At 66.9% G+C, this 18181-nt stretch carries 17 protein-coding genes and 1 pseudogene; 7 read left to right on the top strand and 11 right to left on the bottom strand.

From position 1 onward, the window contains the following. Positions 1 to 17: 17 nt before the first annotated feature. Positions 18 to 407 (bottom strand): VOC family protein, encoded by a 390-nt coding sequence (locus BKN37_RS01160; RefSeq protein WP_071020227.1) that lies wholly within the window; start codon positions 405 to 407, stop codon positions 18 to 20. A gap of 196 nt (positions 408 to 603) precedes the next feature. Between BKN37_RS01160 and BKN37_RS01155 the strand changes: the two genes are divergently transcribed. Continuing rightward, on the top strand, positions 604 to 1212 hold the full coding sequence (locus tag BKN37_RS01155; protein ID WP_131823503.1) for a DUF7711 family protein: 609 nt from the start codon (positions 604 to 606) through the stop codon (positions 1210 to 1212). 627 nt (positions 1213 to 1839) lie between these two features. Here the strand turns inward: BKN37_RS01155 and BKN37_RS01150 are convergent. From BKN37_RS01150 to BKN37_RS01130, 5 genes are all read right to left on the bottom strand, one after another. After that, on the bottom strand, positions 1840 to 2208 hold the full coding sequence (locus BKN37_RS01150; RefSeq protein ID WP_071019982.1) for a VOC family protein: 369 nt from the start codon (positions 2206 to 2208) through the stop codon (positions 1840 to 1842). A 249-nt stretch (positions 2209 to 2457) separates the two neighbouring features. Next, on the bottom strand, positions 2458 to 2874 hold the full coding sequence (locus BKN37_RS01145) for a type II toxin-antitoxin system VapC family toxin (RefSeq protein ID WP_071019979.1): 417 nt from the start codon (positions 2872 to 2874) through the stop codon (positions 2458 to 2460). After that, positions 2871 to 3119, bottom strand: coding sequence for a FitA-like ribbon-helix-helix domain-containing protein (locus BKN37_RS01140; RefSeq protein WP_071019975.1), 249 nt, complete (start codon positions 3117 to 3119; stop codon positions 2871 to 2873). The genes BKN37_RS01145 and BKN37_RS01140 overlap by 4 nt, the downstream gene beginning before the upstream one ends. An 83-nt stretch (positions 3120 to 3202) precedes the next feature. After that, the gene (locus tag BKN37_RS01135) at positions 3203 to 3805 is read right to left on the bottom strand and encodes an RES family NAD+ phosphorylase (protein WP_071019972.1); all 603 of its coding nucleotides are present in this window, start codon (positions 3803 to 3805) and stop codon (positions 3203 to 3205) included. Then, positions 3802 to 4455 carry an antitoxin Xre-like helix-turn-helix domain-containing protein gene (locus tag BKN37_RS01130; protein ID WP_071019969.1) on the bottom strand — a complete coding sequence of 218 codons (654 nt, stop codon included), beginning with the start codon at positions 4453 to 4455 and terminating at the stop codon, positions 3802 to 3804. Before BKN37_RS01130 ends, BKN37_RS01135 begins: the two co-directional genes overlap by 4 nt. Before the next feature lie 105 nt (positions 4456 to 4560). On the opposite strand from BKN37_RS01130, the gene BKN37_RS01125 reads away from it, so the two are divergent. Continuing rightward, on the top strand, positions 4561 to 5178 hold the full coding sequence (locus tag BKN37_RS01125; RefSeq protein ID WP_194074068.1) for an FKBP-type peptidyl-prolyl cis-trans isomerase: 618 nt from the start codon (positions 4561 to 4563) through the stop codon (positions 5176 to 5178). Between the two features lie 12 nt (positions 5179 to 5190). Here the strand turns inward: BKN37_RS01125 and BKN37_RS01120 are convergent, their stop codons facing one another. Next, entirely contained in the window at positions 5191 to 7200 is a 2010-nt protein-coding gene (locus BKN37_RS01120) for a glycoside hydrolase family 172 protein (protein ID WP_071020223.1), read from the bottom strand. A gap of 171 nt (positions 7201 to 7371) precedes the next feature. Between BKN37_RS01120 and BKN37_RS01115 the strand changes: the two are divergent. Further along, a pseudogene (locus tag BKN37_RS01115) lies at positions 7372 to 9675 on the top strand (GH92 family glycosyl hydrolase); the annotation flags it as partial. Between the two features lie 23 nt (positions 9676 to 9698). On the opposite strand, the gene BKN37_RS01110 reads toward BKN37_RS01115, so the two are convergent. Beyond that, positions 9699 to 10610, bottom strand: coding sequence for an SAM-dependent methyltransferase (locus tag BKN37_RS01110; protein ID WP_071019963.1), 912 nt, complete (start codon positions 10608 to 10610; stop codon positions 9699 to 9701). A gap of 90 nt (positions 10611 to 10700) precedes the next feature. Continuing rightward, complete coding sequence (locus BKN37_RS01105; RefSeq protein WP_071019960.1) at positions 10701 to 10886, bottom strand: hypothetical protein; 186 nt, start codon at positions 10884 to 10886, stop codon at positions 10701 to 10703. Positions 10887 to 11110: 224 nt separating this feature from the next. Here BKN37_RS01105 and BKN37_RS01100 point away from each other — a divergent pair, with 224 nt between their 5' ends. After that, positions 11111 to 12613 carry a threonine/serine exporter family protein gene (locus tag BKN37_RS01100; RefSeq protein WP_242657035.1) on the top strand — a complete coding sequence of 501 codons (1503 nt, stop codon included), beginning with the start codon at positions 11111 to 11113 and terminating at the stop codon, positions 12611 to 12613. Positions 12614 to 12619: 6 nt separating this feature from the next. After that, a complete protein-coding gene (locus tag BKN37_RS01095; protein ID WP_071019952.1) occupies positions 12620 to 13693 on the top strand; it encodes an aldo/keto reductase in 1074 nt (357 codons plus the stop codon). A 33-nt stretch (positions 13694 to 13726) separates the two neighbouring features. Here BKN37_RS01095 and BKN37_RS01090 read toward each other — a convergent pair whose 3' ends face one another. After that, on the bottom strand, positions 13727 to 14542 hold the full coding sequence (locus BKN37_RS01090) for an inositol monophosphatase family protein (RefSeq protein WP_071019948.1): 816 nt from the start codon (positions 14540 to 14542) through the stop codon (positions 13727 to 13729). 536 nt (positions 14543 to 15078) lie between these two features. Here BKN37_RS01090 and BKN37_RS01085 point away from each other — a divergent pair. Continuing rightward, entirely contained in the window at positions 15079 to 15939 is an 861-nt protein-coding gene (locus BKN37_RS01085; protein WP_071019945.1) for an aldo/keto reductase, read from the top strand. Here BKN37_RS01085 and BKN37_RS01080 read toward each other — a convergent pair. Then, complete coding sequence (locus BKN37_RS01080; protein ID WP_095406964.1) at positions 15926 to 17404, bottom strand: FAD-dependent monooxygenase; 1479 nt, start codon at positions 17402 to 17404, stop codon at positions 15926 to 15928. The genes BKN37_RS01085 and BKN37_RS01080 overlap by 14 nt on opposite strands. Before the next feature lie 218 nt (positions 17405 to 17622). On the opposite strand from BKN37_RS01080, the gene BKN37_RS01075 reads away from it, so the two are divergent. Further along, a partial coding sequence (locus BKN37_RS01075) for an NAD(P)/FAD-dependent oxidoreductase (protein ID WP_131823502.1) occupies positions 17623 to 18181 on the top strand: 559 nt, incomplete at its 3' end.

The following is an 18181-nucleotide window of genomic DNA, read 5'->3' as shown; positions in this document are numbered from 1 at the left end:
CGGCTCGCAGCAGCGTCCTAGTCGCCGTCGTGGGTGATCTGGATTAGGTTGCCGCAGGTGTCGTTGAGGACGGCTGTGGTCACCGGCCCCATGTTCGTGGGCTCCTGGGTGAAGCGCACCCCAAGCCCGCGCAACCGCTCGTATTCCGCCCGGACGTCGTCAACCGCGAAGGACGTGAACGGGATTCCGTCCGCGACCAGCGCCTTCTTGAACGGCTTGACCGCCGGATGTTCGTCGGGCTCGAGGACGAGTTCGACACCGTCCGGGTCCTCCGGGGATACCACGGTGATCCACCGATGCGCACCCAGCGGGACATTGGTCTTGGGTTTGAACCCGAGGACCTCGGTATAGAACCGGAGGGCCTTGTCCTGATCGTCGACGAGCACACTGGTCAGATTGATTCTCATGCTGAGCCCTCCCTGGTTCCCGGTCACGGCGGCCACCGGGATGCCTCGTTGAGCCACCGCTGAACGATCGGTTCGAGCGGCATGGTGTTTATGTAGTGGAACGTACTATGCAAGCGGCCGCTTACCTGCCGACTCGGAGACACAGCGGTCACGGCGAGGTGTCGTGGCGCTCACCCAACGTGCCTAAGCTCTTGTCATGCGGCGTTCGACGGCTATTGGGCACCTCGTCGAGATGGCGGAGGTCGCCTCGCACTGGCAGGAACTCGGCGACCAACTTCGGTGGCCGCTCACCGAAATGTGGGTGACCGGGGAGCTACTGACCTTCGCGGAGACCCTGGAGCGCGGGGCCGTCGTGCTCGTCATGGATCTTCCCGCCGAGGAGCTCCCCTGGCTGGCTCTGCACACCACCGCCGAAGCGATCGGCCACCAGCTGCGACTGGGTAAGCGTCCGTTGCACTGGTGCTATCGACCGCGTGCCTGGCCGGTGTGGACCTATCAGAATCGGCGGGTGTTGCGGTTCTGGTCCGCTGAGAACGGCCTCGATTCGGCTGCCATTGAGGCCCTGCGGTCACGGCGCCTCGAGCACCTCGCGGTCGTCGAACCGTCCGACGACGAACTGGCCACACAGCTGCGCACCGAGCTCGCCGCGTCGCGTGCGCACCTCGGATCGGTGCTCGAGGGCTACTGGGACCGTGACTGGCGCCGACGCCATAAGGGGTATGACGAATCGCCGCAGGAGCACCTGTGGCGGGCGGCTACCGCCGTGGCAGAGTTGCTGGACGCGGTTGACACTCTGACGGACTAACCGACTGCCGGTATCGGAAAGATCTTGGCCGGTCGACACGATACGCACCTGCACCGCGTCCTGACTCAGCTATGGTTGATCAGATGACATTTCGTTGTTTGGGGTGGTGATTGGTGATGCGGTACAACCCTCCTCCGAACTGGCCGAAGCCCCCCGAGGGCTGGTCGCCACCGCCCGGGTGGACCCCGGACCCGTCCTGGCCACCATCTCCGCCAGGCTGGGAATTCTGGGTTGACGATCGGTCCGCCGCGCCGGAAAAGAAATCGGATCTAAGCCGACTGCGACACGGCAGCGACGACGTGGAGTACTTCGGCGACGACCGGGCATGGTCTGAGGCTTCGGAACAAGCGCCGCCTCAGGTTCAACCGAGCCCCGAGCCGGCGCCATTGTCGCCGCAACCCGCCGAAGTCGAGCCCAAGAACCTGTCTGCGCATCACCTTGGGCGTAGCGCCATCATCAGGTGGGACGACGAGGACCACTACAACATCGGGACGATAGTGGCCATCACCGCTGATTCAGCGGCGGTCAACGTGCTACTCGCCGGATGCCAGACGCCTGTCTCCTTCGCAAGGGAGGTATCGGGCCAAGGCTCTGCGAATCCGCGCATCTCTGTGTGGATTTGAGTTTTTAGCGCAGCTTCTGCGCGAATTCGATGATGTTGCCGTCCGGATCGGCGATGTGGAGTGTCCGCTCATGCCACGGCCGATCCACCGGTCCGCGGAGGATCTCCACGCCGAGCGCTGCCAGCCGTTCCGCTTCCCCGTCGACGTCCTCGGTTAAGAAGCCGATCTCACCGCATGGCGGATCGCCGCCGCCCCGGCCGATGAGCTCTGGAAGCTTGGACCGTTCGAAAAGTGCAAACTTGGTGTTAGCCATCTGGAACTCGACGTAGCCGTCGCCCTCGATCCGCACCTGGAGCCCGATGACGTCGCGGTAGAACGCCACCGACCGGCTGAGCGACGCGACATAGTGGATCACGTAGTCCACGCGATGCATAACATGCAGCGTAGTGGTCCGGTGATTAACTGGGGCCATGCGCAGAGAACCAGGCCTGGCGAGACGCTTCTTCGACAGATTCGAACCGGTGCATGCGGTGACCTACTTTGCGCCGGCGGCGACGTGCCCCTCACTACCCCGATGGGCCTGCGCCGTGACGAATTGCACGACAGCAGCGCGCATTTGACCCACACCTAACCACGGCCCAGACCGGCCATGCGCACCGCTCCGCCGGCACCTCTTGGCGCCCTACTCCCATGGGTTGATCACGTCGATGCCGGTATCGGTGAAGTCAGCGACGTTGCGCGTGGCCACGCCAGCGCTCCACTGGCGGCAGATTGCAGCCGTCTGCGCATCCCCCATGCTGATCGGCCGTCCGGAACGCTCCCGGGAGACGACGATGTCCGCGTAGTGCGCGGCCGCCAGCTCATCGAAGGGCAAAACCTGGTCTGCAAAATCCTCCGCGAGCAGCGCGTTGACTTGGCCGGACAACCGTTCCTGGCGGCGCCCCATGGGCAGTCGTGCCACGCCGTACACCAATTCAGCCGCGGTCACCGCCGTCAGGAACACATCCTCTGGGTCAAATGCGTCGACCCACCGAACGACCGCGGGCTCCGCCGCGTTGCGCATCAACTCGGATACGACATTGGTGTCAAGGACAATCACCCGCGGAACTCCGCGGCCCGCGGACGCTCGGTCCGGGCCGGCGGTTCAATCTGCGCATCTGCGCCGCCGGCGAAACGCTGCCGAATCCGCGTTCCCATCCCGGGGCCCCGCGACGACGGACGTGTCAGCGCCGCGCGCAGGATCTCGCGCACTTCGGCTTCCATTGACCGGCCCTGCTCGGCCGCGCGCACCCGCAGTGCGGCCTTGAGGTCGTCATCGAAGTCACGAATCGTTAAGGTCGCCATTTTCCCTCCAATGTCACCATTGCTAGCAATGCTAGCAATCTCAGGAGATGCTTGCCGTTGCCCCGGCTGCCGCTCCGCGACCGTCACCATCGCGTGGCCATCGGGTCATCGAACGGGTCATAGTGGCCGGTACTTTTCCACTGTTCGGCGGCTGCATGGGGGCTTCCGCGCCACCGGACATGGGCGGCAACCTCGGCCGGCGCGCACGCTCGATCGGAGAGATGTCCGGTCGGGATCTCTTCGTCGGACAGCGGTTGCCACAGGTACGGCTGCAGCAGCCGAACGCCGAACAGGATCAGGTTGTGGGTGCCCGGCAGGGCCGCCGATGGCGCGGTCATGGCCGTCGCGCCGCTGCCGCGCACGGCGTCGGCTAAGGATTGGGTGACCGCGTAGTCCTCGCCGACGAGCTCGTCGACCGCTATCCCCCAGGTGTGGCAGTTGTCAAAGTCGATGCGCTGCACGTCATTAACCTCGAGGGCGGCTGTCCACAGGTTCAAGATGACGTCGTCGGGATCGCCGTCGGGCCCCACGTTGTGGCGCAGCATTTCGGCCGCCGGCCCCAAGGGGTGCAGGCTCAGGTATTGCACGGTCTGCTGCCCGGCGCGGTGAAAGCGTCCGTCGACCGAACTCGGGAAGGCCCACCAGGGCGAGTCGTAGGCGGCGTGGCGGAATGCCGTGAATTTCATGCCGTCATGGCGCGGGCTGCGGTCGCAGCGTTGAGGATCTGCGGATAGCGCAGCGGGTCATCGAGCAGGTCGATGGGGCGGTGAGCAAGCATGGGATGGGACCGGAAGAACCAGGCGACGGTTCCCGGGCCGGTGAAGGAATGGCGCAACTGGTTGACGACTTGGCCGATCATGCGGATCCGGGCGGCGTCTTCCGCGGCGGGTTCGGGTCCGTCGGGGGCGAGCCAGCGCTGCAGTTGTCGCACGGATACGCCGAGCAGTTCGGCGAGGGTCTTCTGCGGGCACGCCAGGGTATCGGCGGTCCGGGTGAGCACGTCACGCACCGGGGCGCCGTCGCTGTAGGGCTGGTTGTCGACGATGTCGCGCAGCGCGTGGCGGAACTGCTCGAGCGCGATCCGAACGTCGCGACGCCGCCGCTCGGCATCGTCGTGGCGCAGCGCCTTCTCGGCACGAAACGCGGCGGCCCACAACGCGGCGGTGAGATACGGGTCGGCGTCCAGACGTAATGGCGTGGCGGCGCCCAGCGTGGTTTCGAAGCTGTCGATCAGCTCGACGACCCGATCGGGAACCGTCGCCGAGCGCTGGAGCAGCTTCGTCGCGTCGTTGACCTCGCCGAGCAGGTCACCGAGCCCCAACGCCGTCGTAATCATGTCGTCATTGTACGACAGGATTACGCATGGGGTCGGCGCTGCGGGGTGACACGGCGTCGACCGGCCGCCCGAGGATGGCCACGAGTCGGCTGTAGCGTGACGAGCGTGAACTCCTCTCGTGTGACCCTGTCCGTCGCGCTTGCTGCCGGCGCCGCGTCGTTCGTCATGACCCTGGCCGCATGCGGCTCCGATGCACATACGTCGGCTAGTTCGGCGGCGCGCACGCCCTCCCCCGCCGTCACCACGCCGACGGCGGCGGCCAGCACCTGCCCAATGGCGGCCCCGTCGGACGGGGGCGCAGCCGAATGGACGCTGTCCGGCGACACCGGCAGCGTCGCGGTCACCGGATCCACCGATACGGCGGCGCCGCAGGTCACGGTGGATGCACCGTTTAGCGTGGCGGAGACCCAGGTGCACACGCTGCGGGCCGGTGACGGGCCGATCGTGGCGGCCGATGCGACGGTTTCCGTCTGCTACATGGGCGTCGACGGACGCGACGGGGCCGTGTTCGACAGCAGCTACCAACGCGGTGTCCCGGCCGACTTCCCGCTCAACCGCGTCGTGCCCGGCTTCCAAAAGGCCATCGCCGGCCAAAAGGTGGGGTCCACGGTCGCGGTCGCCATGACCTCCGCCGACGGATACCCCGACGGTCAGCCCGCCGCCGGGATCGAAAAGGGTGACTCGCTGGTCTTCGCGATCAAGATCCTCAGCGCCTCGAGGTGAGCCGCTCCGCGTTTACTCCTCAGCCGTCAGTGTGTCGACGTGGTAGCGGCTGGCCGTCCAGGGCGGTGAACCGGGCGTCGGTGTGAGCGTGACCGCGACGCGTGTTTTACCCGCGGAAAGAGTGCCGGGTACCAGATAGGTGTCGTCCAGCCACCGGTGTGCGGTGTTGCTGCGTGGCTCTAGCCAATTCCCGGCCGGTACGCCGTCAATGGCAATGTCGGCCGACTGGTAGCCAACGGCCTGGTCCGACGTGCGGCGCAGCAGGATGCCCTGGTTGTCCGGGTCCACCGCAACCTCGAACGTGATCGCCGCGGTGGTGGCGCGCACCACCCCGATGACGGGCCGGGTGTCCTCGCTCCCCTCGTACTCGCTGTTCAGCAGTTGATCGGTGGCATCGGCATCGGTGTAGCCGTGCAGGAATCGACTGCCCGGGTCGCCGGGGTTGACGTCGTCGCTGGGGGCGGCGGTGTCGTTGGGTTGGGTGTAGAGGAACGCGGTTGAGCTGTAGTCGGGTTGAACCATATTGCGTTTGCCGTGCTCGATGCCAAACCGGATGGCGGAGTGATAGCCGATGGCGTCGGCGAGCATGAGCCGGTAGGCGCCGACACAGTAGTCGGCGCATCCGGCGGCCGCCGTGCGTTGGTCGGGCTGGCCGGTGAGCGGCGCGCTAAAGTGCGTGCCGCCCTTGAAATACCAGCCGCCCTCGTAGAAGTCCTCGGTGCCCGTTCCATACCATTGCGGCGACGCGGAACCGTCGGTGTACACCCGTTCGGCGCCCTCGAGAAAGTACGGGGCGCCGTCACTAAACGCCGTTTTGATCCGAGCACCGCGGATGGTGTGGCTGACACCCACGAATTTGCCGTGCCCCGCTTCGTCGGCGAACAGCCAGTCCTGACCGAGGACCGTTGGCCCGGCGTGGGACCGTGCGGTGAAGTAGCCGGCCCGGCCGCTGGCCAGCGCCGGTGCCCACTGGGGGTCGGGTGCCGTCACCACATCGCAGTCGATCCCGGGTACCGGATTGTCGGTGGTGTTGACCAGGGTGACGTGCGCGCTTTCGACGAAAGGCATGGGCCACCATTCCGACAACGCCACCGCGCCGTCGGGTTGCGGCATTGTGGCGAACATCAGCGATCGCACGCCGGTGGCGCCCAGCCCGGCGCCGAAGAACTCCCCCAGGGGCGAGTCGACCAGGGTTTGGCCGTCGAACTCGATCTGCAGCCGCAGCCCGGCCAGCAGGTGATCGGCCGGCTGCGGTAGCCGCAGGTGCAGCGCCGAGATCGTGCCCGACCCGGTCGATTCCGCGATTGTCAGCCCGGCGCCGGCAGGGAGGTCGACAACCCGGGGGTGGTGCGCTGCGCCGGCCGCGCTCGGTTTGGGGTCGCCGGCGCCCGCGGCGCGGAACATCGCGAGCACGTCGAGCGCGGGGTCGGCGGGCGAGAACGTGCGTACGCCGTCGGCCGTCGAAAACTGGCGATAGTCGACGTGGTAGTACTCCAAATTGGCTGCGACGCTGATCCGCATCGATTGCCGGTACGGCATCGGCACCTTGATGTAGACCCCGCCCGGCGACTGAGTACCGTTGGCCACCAGCGGCCACACGAACGGCGCACCCAGCCCACCGTCGACCACCGATTGCAGCGGCGCGTCGAGCACCGTCTGGCCATCCAGTTCAATGCGGACCGTTCCGATGGCACCCACCTTGCCGCCGTCGCGGGTGAGCCAGATCGAATCGACCTCGCCGGCGCCGTGATCCTCCGCGATGACACAGCCGGCACCGCCGAGCGCCAAACATCCGCCGGTGCCGTTCCGGTTACCGGTCGCGACGTCGAAATCGCCGCCGCTTCGATCGAAGCTCGACACCTGCAGGGCCTGGGTGCCGGCGCTCAGATACGGCAACCGATCCAATCGGCGGTAGGTGTCCCAGCCCACCAACCTGGCGTCGGGGCCGGCGATGACGGGCTCGGCGCCCGCACTGCCCGCGCCCGCAACACCGGCAATGCCCGACAGCAGCAAGGCGTACACCGCAGAAACCACCCGAACCGCCACCGGCATAGCACCACAGGCTACTTTTCGCCCTCGGCGTCGAACGGGTTTTCAGGCTCTCGGGCCGGCACCCGACATGAGCCGGTGTCCGCGGATGGCGGCCACGTCGAAACCCCCCGCCAACGCGGGGCGGTGGAGTAAAAGACAGCTATGCAGCCCCGACGTCTCCTCGCCGCGTTCATCGCGGCGGCGGTCGTCGGCATGACGATGGGGGCGATGCCCACGGTGCGCGCCGAAGAGGCCGCCTTCGTCCCGAACCCGGTGGACCACGTCGACACGCTGATCGGCACCGGAACCGGCGGCGAGACGGTGGGCGAGATCAACAACTTCCCCGGCGCCTCGGTGCCGTTCGGCATGGTGCAGTACTCGCCGGACACCACCGACACCTACGCCGGCTACGACCACGACAACGAGCGCTCCACCGGATTCAGCATGACCCACGCCTCGGTGGGCTGCGCCGCGTTCGGCGACATCCCGATGCTGCCCACCACCACCCCGATCGGCTCGCAGCCCTGGGATGCGTGGGAGCGGATCGCCCACGACGACACCGAGGTCGGCCGGCCCGGCTACTACACGGTGCGGTTCCCCGACACCGGGGTGACCGCGGAACTGACCGCCACCACCCGCACCGGCGCCGGCCGGTTTCGCTACCCCGACAATGGTCGGCCCGCGCTGTTCCACGTGCGTCCCGGCGGGTCGCTGGCCGGCAACTCCGCGGCGACTATCCAGATCGGCCAGGACAACACCACGATCACCGGCTCGGCGACCACCGGCGAATTCTGCGGCAAGAACAACGTCTACACGGTGTACTTCGCCATGAAGTTCAGCCAGCCGTTCGGCGCATATGGCACCTGGGACGGCGACACGGTATTCCCCGGCGCACGCAGCGCGGAGTCCAGCCGTGGCGGCGGCTACGTCGAGTTCCCGGCCGGCTCGGTGCTCGACGTGCGCACCGCGCTCTCCTACGTCAGCGTCGACGGCGCGCGAGCGAACCTGGTCGCCGAGGGCGAAGAGAGTTTCGACGAGGTGCGCGCCGCGGCCGCGACGGACTGGGACGCCGCGCTGTCGCGCATCGCGGTGGCCGGCACCGACACCAACGACGTGACGACCTTCTACACCGCGCTGTATCGAGCGCTGCTGCACCCCAACACCTTCAACGACGTGGACGGGCGCTACATCGGGTTCGACGGCAACATCCACACCGTGGCCGCCGGGCGCACCCAGTACGCCAACTTCTCCGACTGGGACACCTACCGGTGCCTGGCCGCCCTGCAGGCGCTGCTGTTCCCGGAGCACGCCAGCGACATGGCGCAATCGCTGGTCAACGACGCCGAGCAGAGCGGGTCGTTTCCGCGCTGGGCGCTCGCGAATTCGGCGACCGGCGAGATGACCGGGGACAACGTGGTGCCGCTGATCGTGAACCTGTACACCTTCGGCGGCACGGACTTCGACTCCCGCACGGCCTTGCGGTACATGGTGAACGCGGCAACCCAGGGCGGTATCGGGCGGGGCAGCTACGTGGAGCGGCCGGGGATCGCCACCTATCTGGCGCATGGCTACGCACCGCAGTCCCCCGAATTCAGCACCGATCACAAGATCGTGGGAGCCTCCCTCACGCTGGAGTGGGCGGTCGACGACTTCACGATCGCCCGGTTCGCCGACGCGCTCGGTGACACCGCAACCGCCGCGGAATTCCAGGACCGGGCCCAGTACTGGCGGAACCTGTTCAACCCGGCCACCGGCTACCTTTCGCCCCGCACCGTGGCGGGCGCCTTCCTCGACGGCCCCGGGTTCGTGGAGCCCGGTTCGGAGGACTTCGGTCAGGACGGATTCGACGAGGGCAACGCCGAGCAATACCTCTGGTGGGTGCCGCACAACATCGCCGGCCTGACCGCCGCGCTCGGCGGCCGCCAGGCCGTGACCGACCGGCTCGACCGCTTCACCGCACAGCTCAACGCCGGCCCCAACCAGCCCTATCTGTGGATCGGCAACGAGCCAAACTTCGGGGTGCCGTGGCTGTACAACTACGTCGGCCAACCGTGGAAGACCCAGCAGACGGTGGACCGGGTACGCAGCGAGCTGTTCGGTCCCACACCCAACGGCGAGCCGGGCAACGATGACCTCGGCGCGATGTCCAGCTGGTATGTCTGGGCCGCGCTCGGCCTGTACCCGAGCACCCCGGGCACCCCGATCCTCACCGTGAACACGCCGGTTTTCGAGCGCGCCGAAATCCGGCTTCCCGCAGGGCAAGCCATTCAAATCCGGGCGCCGGGCGCGTCGGGACCGAACGGCCTGAAGTACCTCAACGGGCTGGCCATCGACGGCCAGGCCACCGACCAAACGTTCCTTCCGGAGCCGATCATCCGCACCGGCGGCGACCTCACCTTCTGGCTCTCCCCCGTCCCCAACACGGTTTGGGGCACCGCCGACTCCGCCGCGCCACCGTCATTCGGTGAATGACGGGATTCATCGCGCCCTCATTTGCTCTCGCCGAGCCGGATCGCGGTGTAGTAGGCGTTGTCCACGAACGGCGATGGGTGGTCGCGGGGCGGCAGCTGGTTCTCCGCGAGCAACTGGCTCATCGGTGTCGTAACCGACTGCCAGCCGCGGTGATCCAGATACGCCGCGACATCGTTGCGGACGCCGTCATAGACGAGGTCGGACGGCTGGATGCCGAACCCGTGCTCTCGCCACTGGTACGTGATGGGTTGCATCATCTCGTGCGTCGGCGGAACAAAGATCTCGGTGGCCAGCCGACTGCCGACGGCACTGTGCGCGGTGACGGTGTCCAGCAACCGATCCTGAGCCTCCGGCGGCAAGAACGGCAGCAGGCCTTCGGCGATCCACGCGGTGGGCAGACTGGGATCGAAGCCGGCTCGACGCAGGGCGGTGGGCCAGTCGTGGCGCAGGTCAATCGGCACCATCCGCAGATCCGCGGTCGGTTCGGCGTGGAGCCGGGCCAGCGTCGCAACCTTGAACTCGATGACTTGGGGCTGGTCGATCTCGAACACCGTGCACCCCGGCGGCCAGGCCAGCCGATAGCTGCGGGTGTCGAGACCGGAGGCCAGATTCACCGCCTGACGGATTCCCGCCGTGGTCGCGTCCATAAAGAACGCATCGAAGTACCGGGTCCGAACCGCCATGAGGTCAACAAACCAGTCCAAAACCCTGCGGACGCCGTCGTCAACGACACCAAGACCCCCGCTGGCCCATCGGGTGAGGAAGTCGATTCCCACGGCGCGGACCAGTGGTTCGGCGAACGCGTCGTCGATAAGTGGATCTGCCGTGTTGCAGGCGGCCGCGCGGGCCGCGGCCACCATGGTCGCCGTCGCGCCCACGCTGGTGGCCAGGTCCCAGGTGTCATTGTCCTTGCGGTGCTGGGCGTCCATGGGTTCTATGGTGCAACCGTTTCACCGCGGTGTGCGACCACTGATGCGGCGGGCAGCGGTCAGTGCGAGTTCAGCGCTGGGCCTCCGGCGTCAGCAGAACGCGAAGGAGCAGAAGAAGGCGGCCGTCACGAGCGCAATGGCGAGCGCAGCGGTGGTCTGTCCCATCGCCGTCGTCACGACGATGCCGACGATCGCGCTGACAAAGATCGCGACCAGCAGGGTAGCCAGGACAACTCGCCTCGGGCTGATCGTTCCGGTCGTGCGCGGTGTGACCACTACGGGCTTACCATTCACGCTTCTCACAGACACCTCCGGGTGTGATGTGGTTCACATTCTACCGCCACGTTGATGTGGGTCACAGTAACCGACGCGCGGGCATCACGGTACACCCGGGTGGGGGCCGCCAGAAGGCGGACCACGCATTCGGGTTTAGCGAGCCCTGGGCCAGGTAACGCCCGCTGATAGGCCGAGCTTGGTTGGCCGAGGCAGAAGGGAGGGCGATGAGCGGGTCAGGACTCGCGGCAGCGGTCCGCGACGACGCCGAGGCGCCCAAGCGGCGACGGCACCGGCCAGCCGAGATGGACGAGGCCGGTGTGCGGCGGGTTCTCGATGTCACGCTGCGTTTCGGGCAGCTGCTGCTGGCCTGCCAGGCGGGCACCGCGGACGTGGCCGCGACGGTCGCTGCGGTGGCCACCGCCTATGGGTTTCCCGCCACCCACGTCGACGTCACCGCGAACTCGATCACGGTGTCGGTGCCACGCGGGGTAGCCGGCGCGCCGGTGACCGCGATGTATCTGGCGCAGTCGCGGTCGCTGGACTACACGCGGCTGCAGTTGACCACCGACCTGGCCCAGCACGTCGTCGACACCACACCGGAGCCCGAGTGGGTGCAGCGCGAGTTGACCGCGTTGGAACGGGCCAAGCATCCCTACCCGCGATGGGTCTCCACCGTTGCGCTGGGGGTGATGGCCGGCAGCTTCTCCATGCTGCTGGGTGCCGGGCTACTGGTGGCCGCGATCGCGGCGGTGACGACCGCGCTGATCGATCGCGTCGGTCGCATCCTCAACGGTTGGCATTTGCCGATGCTGTTCCTGCAGGTGGTCGGCGCCACCATCGCTACCGGTGTGACCGTGGGGCTCGACGCCGCCGGTCGACTGCCGGCAGGCACCGCCCCGTCGGTGGTGGTGGCGGCCAACATCGTGGCGCTGCTGTCGGGGCTGGCCACGGTCGGCTCCGTACAGGACGCCATCACCGGCTTTCAGCTGACCGCCGTGTCGCGGATGATGGACATCTTGCTTTCGTCGGTGGGCATCCTGGTCGGTGTCACCATCGCGGTCCGCATCGGGGTGGCCGCCGGTGTCGATGTCAGTGTGAGCCCCGACGTGCCGGTCGGACCGCTGGGCGTCCCGGTGCGGGTGCTGGCGGGCGCGGTCGGTGCCGCCGCCTCGGCGGTCTCCAGCTACGCACCGGTGCGCGCGGCAGTGGCGGCCGGTGCCGCGGGAGCAACCGGCGCGCTGCTGTTCTTCGGGCTGCGGATCGCCGGGACCGACCAAATCACCAGCTCATTCGTGGCCGCCGCCGCGATCGGTCTGGGCGGGGCGATCGGTGCGCATCGGGTGCGGGTTCCACTGCTGGTGATCGCGATGGCCGGCATCGTGCCGCTGGTCCCGGGGATGACCCTGTACCGCGGGTTCGTCCACCTGGTCAACGGGCAGGCTGCTGCCGAGGGCAACTGGCTCATGCTGGCTGCCGGGACGGCGCTGGCGCTCGGCGCGGGCGTAGTGCTCGGGCCGCTGCTGGCGCCCTCGGTCCGACGGGAACTCGCCCGCTACCGTCGTCGGCCTCGAGGCGGTTCCCGGCGCCACCTACTCGGTCAGCACCGCATGCCGCAGCTCGCCGGAATCCGGCCGCGGCGGTCAACGACTAGTGCTGGCCGCACATTTCGCCCCCGCCGGCGACATCCGCGGATAGCAGCGGAACCGACCACCGACCCCCTACGATGAAAAGGCATGACTGAAAAGCCATTGATTAAAAGCGTTCCCTTCACCCACGACCCGTGGGTCGCGGCGTCGACTCGCTACGACCACATGCCTTACCGCCGTGTCGGTGAGTCCGGCCTGCTGCTGCCTGCGCTGTCCCTCGGCCTCTGGTACAACTTCGGTGACAACCGCCCGTTCGACACCCAGCGTGAAGTGCTGCGCTACGCGTTCGACCGCGGCATCACGCATTTCGATCTCGCCAACAACTACGGCCCGCCGTACGGCGCCGCCGAGGAGAACTTCGGCCGGATGCTGCGGCATGATTTCAAGCCGTATCGCCACGAGCTGCTGATCTCGAGCAAGGCCGGCTGGGACATGTGGCCTGGCCCCTACGGTCAGCTCGGCGGCCGCACCTACCTGCTGTCCAGCCTCGATGAGTCACTCAGCCGGCTGGGGCTCGACTATCTCGACATCTTCTACTCGCACCGGGTCGACCCGCGCACGCCGCTCGCGGAAACGATCGGAGCCCTCGATACCGCGGTGCGGGCCGGCAAGGCGCGCTACGTCGGTATCTCGTCGTACTCGGCAGCCAACACCGCGGAAGCCGCCGCGATCGCCAAACAGCTCGGCACACCGCTGGTGATCCACCAGCCGTCCTATTCGATGTTGAACCGCTGGGTCGAGGGCGGCTTGACCGATGCGTTGACCACCGCCGGGATGGGCGCGATCACGTTCGTGGCGCTGGCCCAGGGCCTGCTCACCGACCGCTATGTCGACACGCCGACCGACGAGATCGTCCGGGCCACCGACCGACCCACCTTCGATCACAACCTGGTGACCGACACGGTGCGGGAACGCTTGCAGGGCTTGCAGCGAATCGCCAAGAAGCGGGGCCAGACCCTGGCGCAGCTTGCGCTGGCCTGGGTCTTGCGCGACCCGACCGTGGCGTCGACCCTGGTCGGCGCATCGAGCGTGGCGCAACTGGAAGAGAACCTCGGCGCGCTCGACAACCTCGAGTTCACCTCGGAGGAACTAGCCGAGATCGATCAGTACGCAACCGAATCCGGCGTCGACGACCTCTGGCGCTCCAGCTCCGATCTGTAGGCCGCCGGTAACCGCTTGCCGTGCAAGCGAACTTCAGACCGGCTCGGTGGCCAGAGCGCCGGCGGTGTGGAGCACCGCGCCCAACTGGTCGACGATGGCCGGTGCGGCCGCCACGGTCGACGCCGATTGGTGAGTATGGGCGTCGCCGCAGGCGTCGGTGACGTGTGCGCCGGCTTCACGGGCGATCAGCGTTCCCGCCGCGGTGTCCCAGGGCTTGTTGGACATCATCACGCACGCGTCCAGCGCTCCTTCGGCGACGAACGCGAGGTCAAGCGTTGCCGCCCCGACCATGCGGATCCGTTCGACGCGGGGCACCAGCTCGGTGGTGATCGCGAGCCGCTGCACGTTCAGCGCGGCCGCGTCAGCACCGACGGCGTAATCGCCCAACGACACGATGGCCTCACTGAGGTTGGCGGTACCGCTGGTGGTGATCGGTTGGCCGTTGAGGAACGCGCCGCCGCCTTCGACGGCGTGGTAGGTGCGACCGAGCAACGGCGCATTGGTCACCGCGACCACGGTGCGGCCGCGGTGCAGCAGCGCCAGGGACACCGCGCACAACGGCAATCCGTGGACGAAGTTCGATGTTCCGTCGATAGGGTCGAGAACCCAAAGCCATTCTGTCGTCGCGATGTCGGGCTGGTGTTCGGATTCCTCGGCCAGCAATGGAATATCGGGTGTGGCCCGTGCGAGGTGCTCGGCGATATCGCGCTGAATCGCAAGGTCGATGTCGGTAACGGTGTCTCGGTCACCCTTGTGGCGCACCGTACCGGGCTGCGACGTCGCAAGGGTTTCTGCCCCTATTTGCGTTGCTTGCCAGGCTATTTCGAGGTGTCCTTGATTCGCTTTCATGGGACAGGCTGGCCTCACTTCCAGTAGCACCCCAACACGTTGGGCAAACGCGCAAGAGCGGTTCGGGTGTGCATTCCTGCCCCTCGAGCATAGGGGGTTACAGATTCAACGCCACCGCTACCCCCGGTGAACGCGCGGGTGGTTCCTTTGCTCTACAGCGTAATTCGGCGGTGATGTATCTCACTTAGGCCGGCCTTAACTCGCACCACCGACGCTCGTTGCGACACGCGGTGTAGCGCACGTCACACAATTGCCCACACACTGCCTGGCCGGCGTCTGTGCTGGAAGCGCGTAAGTCTCACTAATCCAACAGTTTTGCTACGCGACGTTGAAGCCCCGTTTCCCTGACCGCCGGTTGCCGTGTGGGCTACAGTTGCGTCGATCGACGTCGGTGGACCGCACGCGATGCTCAAGGTTCGACGTGTTTCGAGTTTGGCGTTCGCGTGGTTATGGGCAGTGGTGCCCTCCTCTATTGCCGCCGCTCGATCTGAATCCAACAATCCAGCAAGCAACTTTGCAGGCAGGTGATAGCGGAAATGACTGTGATTGATGAGCGAACTACTACCCCTGGCGTGATCCCGACGGTCGCGCTCAATGACTCAGCACAGATGCCGGTCCTCGGCTTGGGTGTTGCCAAACTGTCCGACGCTGAAACGGAAAGCTCGGTGATCACCGCGCTCGAACTCGGCTGCCGGCTGATCGATACCGCCGCCGCCTACGGAAATGAAGAGGCCGTCGGCCGCGCCATCGCTGCGTCGGGGATTCCCCGTGAGGAGCTCTTCGTCACCACCAAGCTCGGTACCTCCAAGCAGGGCTTTGACAGCGCCCAGGAGTCGTGCAAGGCGAGCCTGGACCGGCTCGGACTGGACTACCTCGACCTGTACTTGATCCACTGGCCGGCTCCGACGCTGGGCAAGTACGTGGAAAGCTTCGAGGGCATGATCAAGGCACGGGAGGAGGGCCACGTCCGCTCGATTGGCGTCTCGAACTTCACCGAAGACCACTTGGCGACGGTGATCGAGGAAACGTCGGAGGTGCCGGCGGTGAACCAGATTGAGCTGCACCCGCGGCTCAACCAGGCCGAGCTGCGTCAGGCGCACGCCGAGCACGATGTGGTTACCCAGGCCTACAGCCCGCTGGGGGTGGGTCGATTGATCGACGAACCGACCGTCACGTCGATCGCCGCCGAGTACGGCCGCACGCCTGCGCAGGTGTTGGTCCGCTGGAACCTGCAGTTGGACAACGTCGTTGTCTCGCGGTCCTCGAAGCCCGAGCGTGTCGCCGAGAACCTCGACGTGTTCGACTTCACCCTGGAGCCCGAACACATGCAGGCCATCGATGCGCTGCACGACGGCACCCGGGTGCTGCACGATCCGCTGGTGTTCACTGGGACGTAGCCACTTCGGTGGGGGGACCGAACCAGCTGGTCAACGCGTCAGCGAGGCCATGCTGTGCTCGGTCCCCCACCCAGGCAACGTGCCCGTCGGGCCGGATCAGCACGGCGCGGGGCGCGGTGACGACACCGAGGACCGGAAGTTCCCAGTCGCCACCATATTTCGCCTCGACCAGCCGAACGCGATCGAGCCAGGGCGTGATATCCAAGGCGCCGGGCTCACCGAGGTTGAGCAGCACCGGCCGCGCCTTGTGCAACAGGTCGTAGACCCGCGTCGGGCCGTGCGCGGTGACCAAGTCCAGATCGGGCATCCGGCGTCCCAGTAACGGGTGGCCCTCGCCGAGGTCGTAACGAATGTCCAGACCGGACATCATGGCGGCGAACCGGTTTCGGGGCTCCGCCATGCTGACGAGCTCAGCAACCGTCTCCCTCAAGGCCTGGATGCGATCGTCTGATCGGCGAAGCGCGACTTGGGCCATCGTATTGCGCAGCACCCGCGCAGCGACCGGGTGTCGCTCGGCATGGTAGGTGTCGAGGAGACTTGCGGGCGAGGTCGCCTTGACCACTTGGGCCAGCTTCCATCCCAGGTTGACCGCGTCCTGTACACCGGTGTTGAGTCCCTGCCCGCCCACCGGGTAATGGACGTGGGCGGCATCGCCAGCCAGCAGGACGCGCCCGTCGCGGTAGGCCGCGACTTGGCGAGTCATATCGGTGAACCTGGAAATCGATGTGGGACTGTGGATCCCATAGTCGGTCCCATACACGGCGATGACCGCCTCGCGGAGGTCGCACAGCGTGGGTTCGCCGGTGGCGCCGAGGTGTTGCTCGGTCACCATGACCCGAACCGGCCCGCCGTTCTCCAGCCTGCCGAAGGAATGGACGCCGAGCGAGTCGCGGCGGATGCCCCATTCCGGTTCCTCGGTGGTCTCGACCTCGGCGATCAAGCTGCTGGTTGTCGGGTCCCAGCCGGGGAACTCGATGCCGGCCGCTTTGCGGACCACACTGCGTCCTCCGTCGCATCCCACGAGATACTCCGCTCGCAGCGATTCGCCGTCGGACAGCGCGACGTCGACACCGGTGTCGTCTTGAGCGATACCGGTGGCCGCACGCCGGCGATAGATCGTCACCGCCAACTCGGCGACCCAATCGGCCAGAATGCGCTCAATGTGTTGCTGCACCAACGCCAGACCGTAGGGGTGCCGGGTGGGGAAATCACTGATATCAAAGCGAACCCCGGCGAATCCCGCGACCTGCGCCGTATACCCCTGCGCGAGGAACCGCCCGGCGATACCTCGCTGATCCAGAACCTCGATGGTGCCGGCGTGCAAACCAAGCGCACGCGCGCCAAGCAGATCCTGGTTGACGCGCCGCTCGACGAGGGCAACGTCGACTCCGGCCAATGCCAATTCACCGGCCAACATCAGCCCGGTCGGGCCCGCACCGACCACCACCACCGCATGGTCGGCGATCGATTCGACATTCCCCACTTTGCGCCCCCACTACCCCGAGTTTTGGTTTCGGCCAGCCATTTTGCGGGGTCACCGGGGCCTTGCCGCAAGCCCCCCTCTCCGCTATAAGTTGAAAGTGAGGCAATAAATATCCGCATCACTCCCCCACTTCGCGGGAACTCCGCATCGGGATCGCCCACTCCACAGACAAACACCTGCGGTGATGGTTGAGTCGCAGTATGCGGTCCACTGACGTTGGCGTTATCGGCGCCGGGATTGTCGGTTTGGCCACCGCCTATGCCCTGGTCGAGCGTGGGGTCTCGGTGACCATCTACGAGCGCGGCGTGCCCGGGCAGGGTCAGTCCGGTGGCGAGTCACGCATCTTTCGGCATGCCCACGACGATCCCCGCTTGGTCGCCGTCGCCACGCGCAGCCGGTCGATCTGGGATGAGTGGTCCGAGCGGTTCGCGGTGGAATTGGTCTCCGATGACGGTGTGGTGGCGCTCGGGCCGACCGCCGAGCAACGCCTTGGGGTGCTGCAATCCGTCGGCGGTATCCCCGCCCGGCGTATCGGCGCCTCCGAGTTGCGCGACCGGTTGCCGATTCTCGCCGACTTCGATGGCGTCGCGGTGCTGGACGAACGTGGTGGCGCGATCCGCACCACCACCGTGGTTTCGGTGCTCCCCGGTGCGTTTGGCGACGCCCTGGCCGCCGAGGGGGTGCTGCTGGTGTGTGCCACCCCCGCCGGCACGGTCGAGGTTCGCGCCGGCGGCCTTACCGCCGAGCACGCCCGGGTGG

Source organism: Mycobacterium talmoniae, from assembly GCF_001854525.1.
In the GTDB taxonomy this organism is placed as follows: domain Bacteria; phylum Actinomycetota; class Actinomycetes; order Mycobacteriales; family Mycobacteriaceae; genus Mycobacterium; species Mycobacterium talmoniae.
Note: the sequence above shows the minus strand (reverse complement) of the source record. Positions and strands in the feature narration are given on the sequence as shown.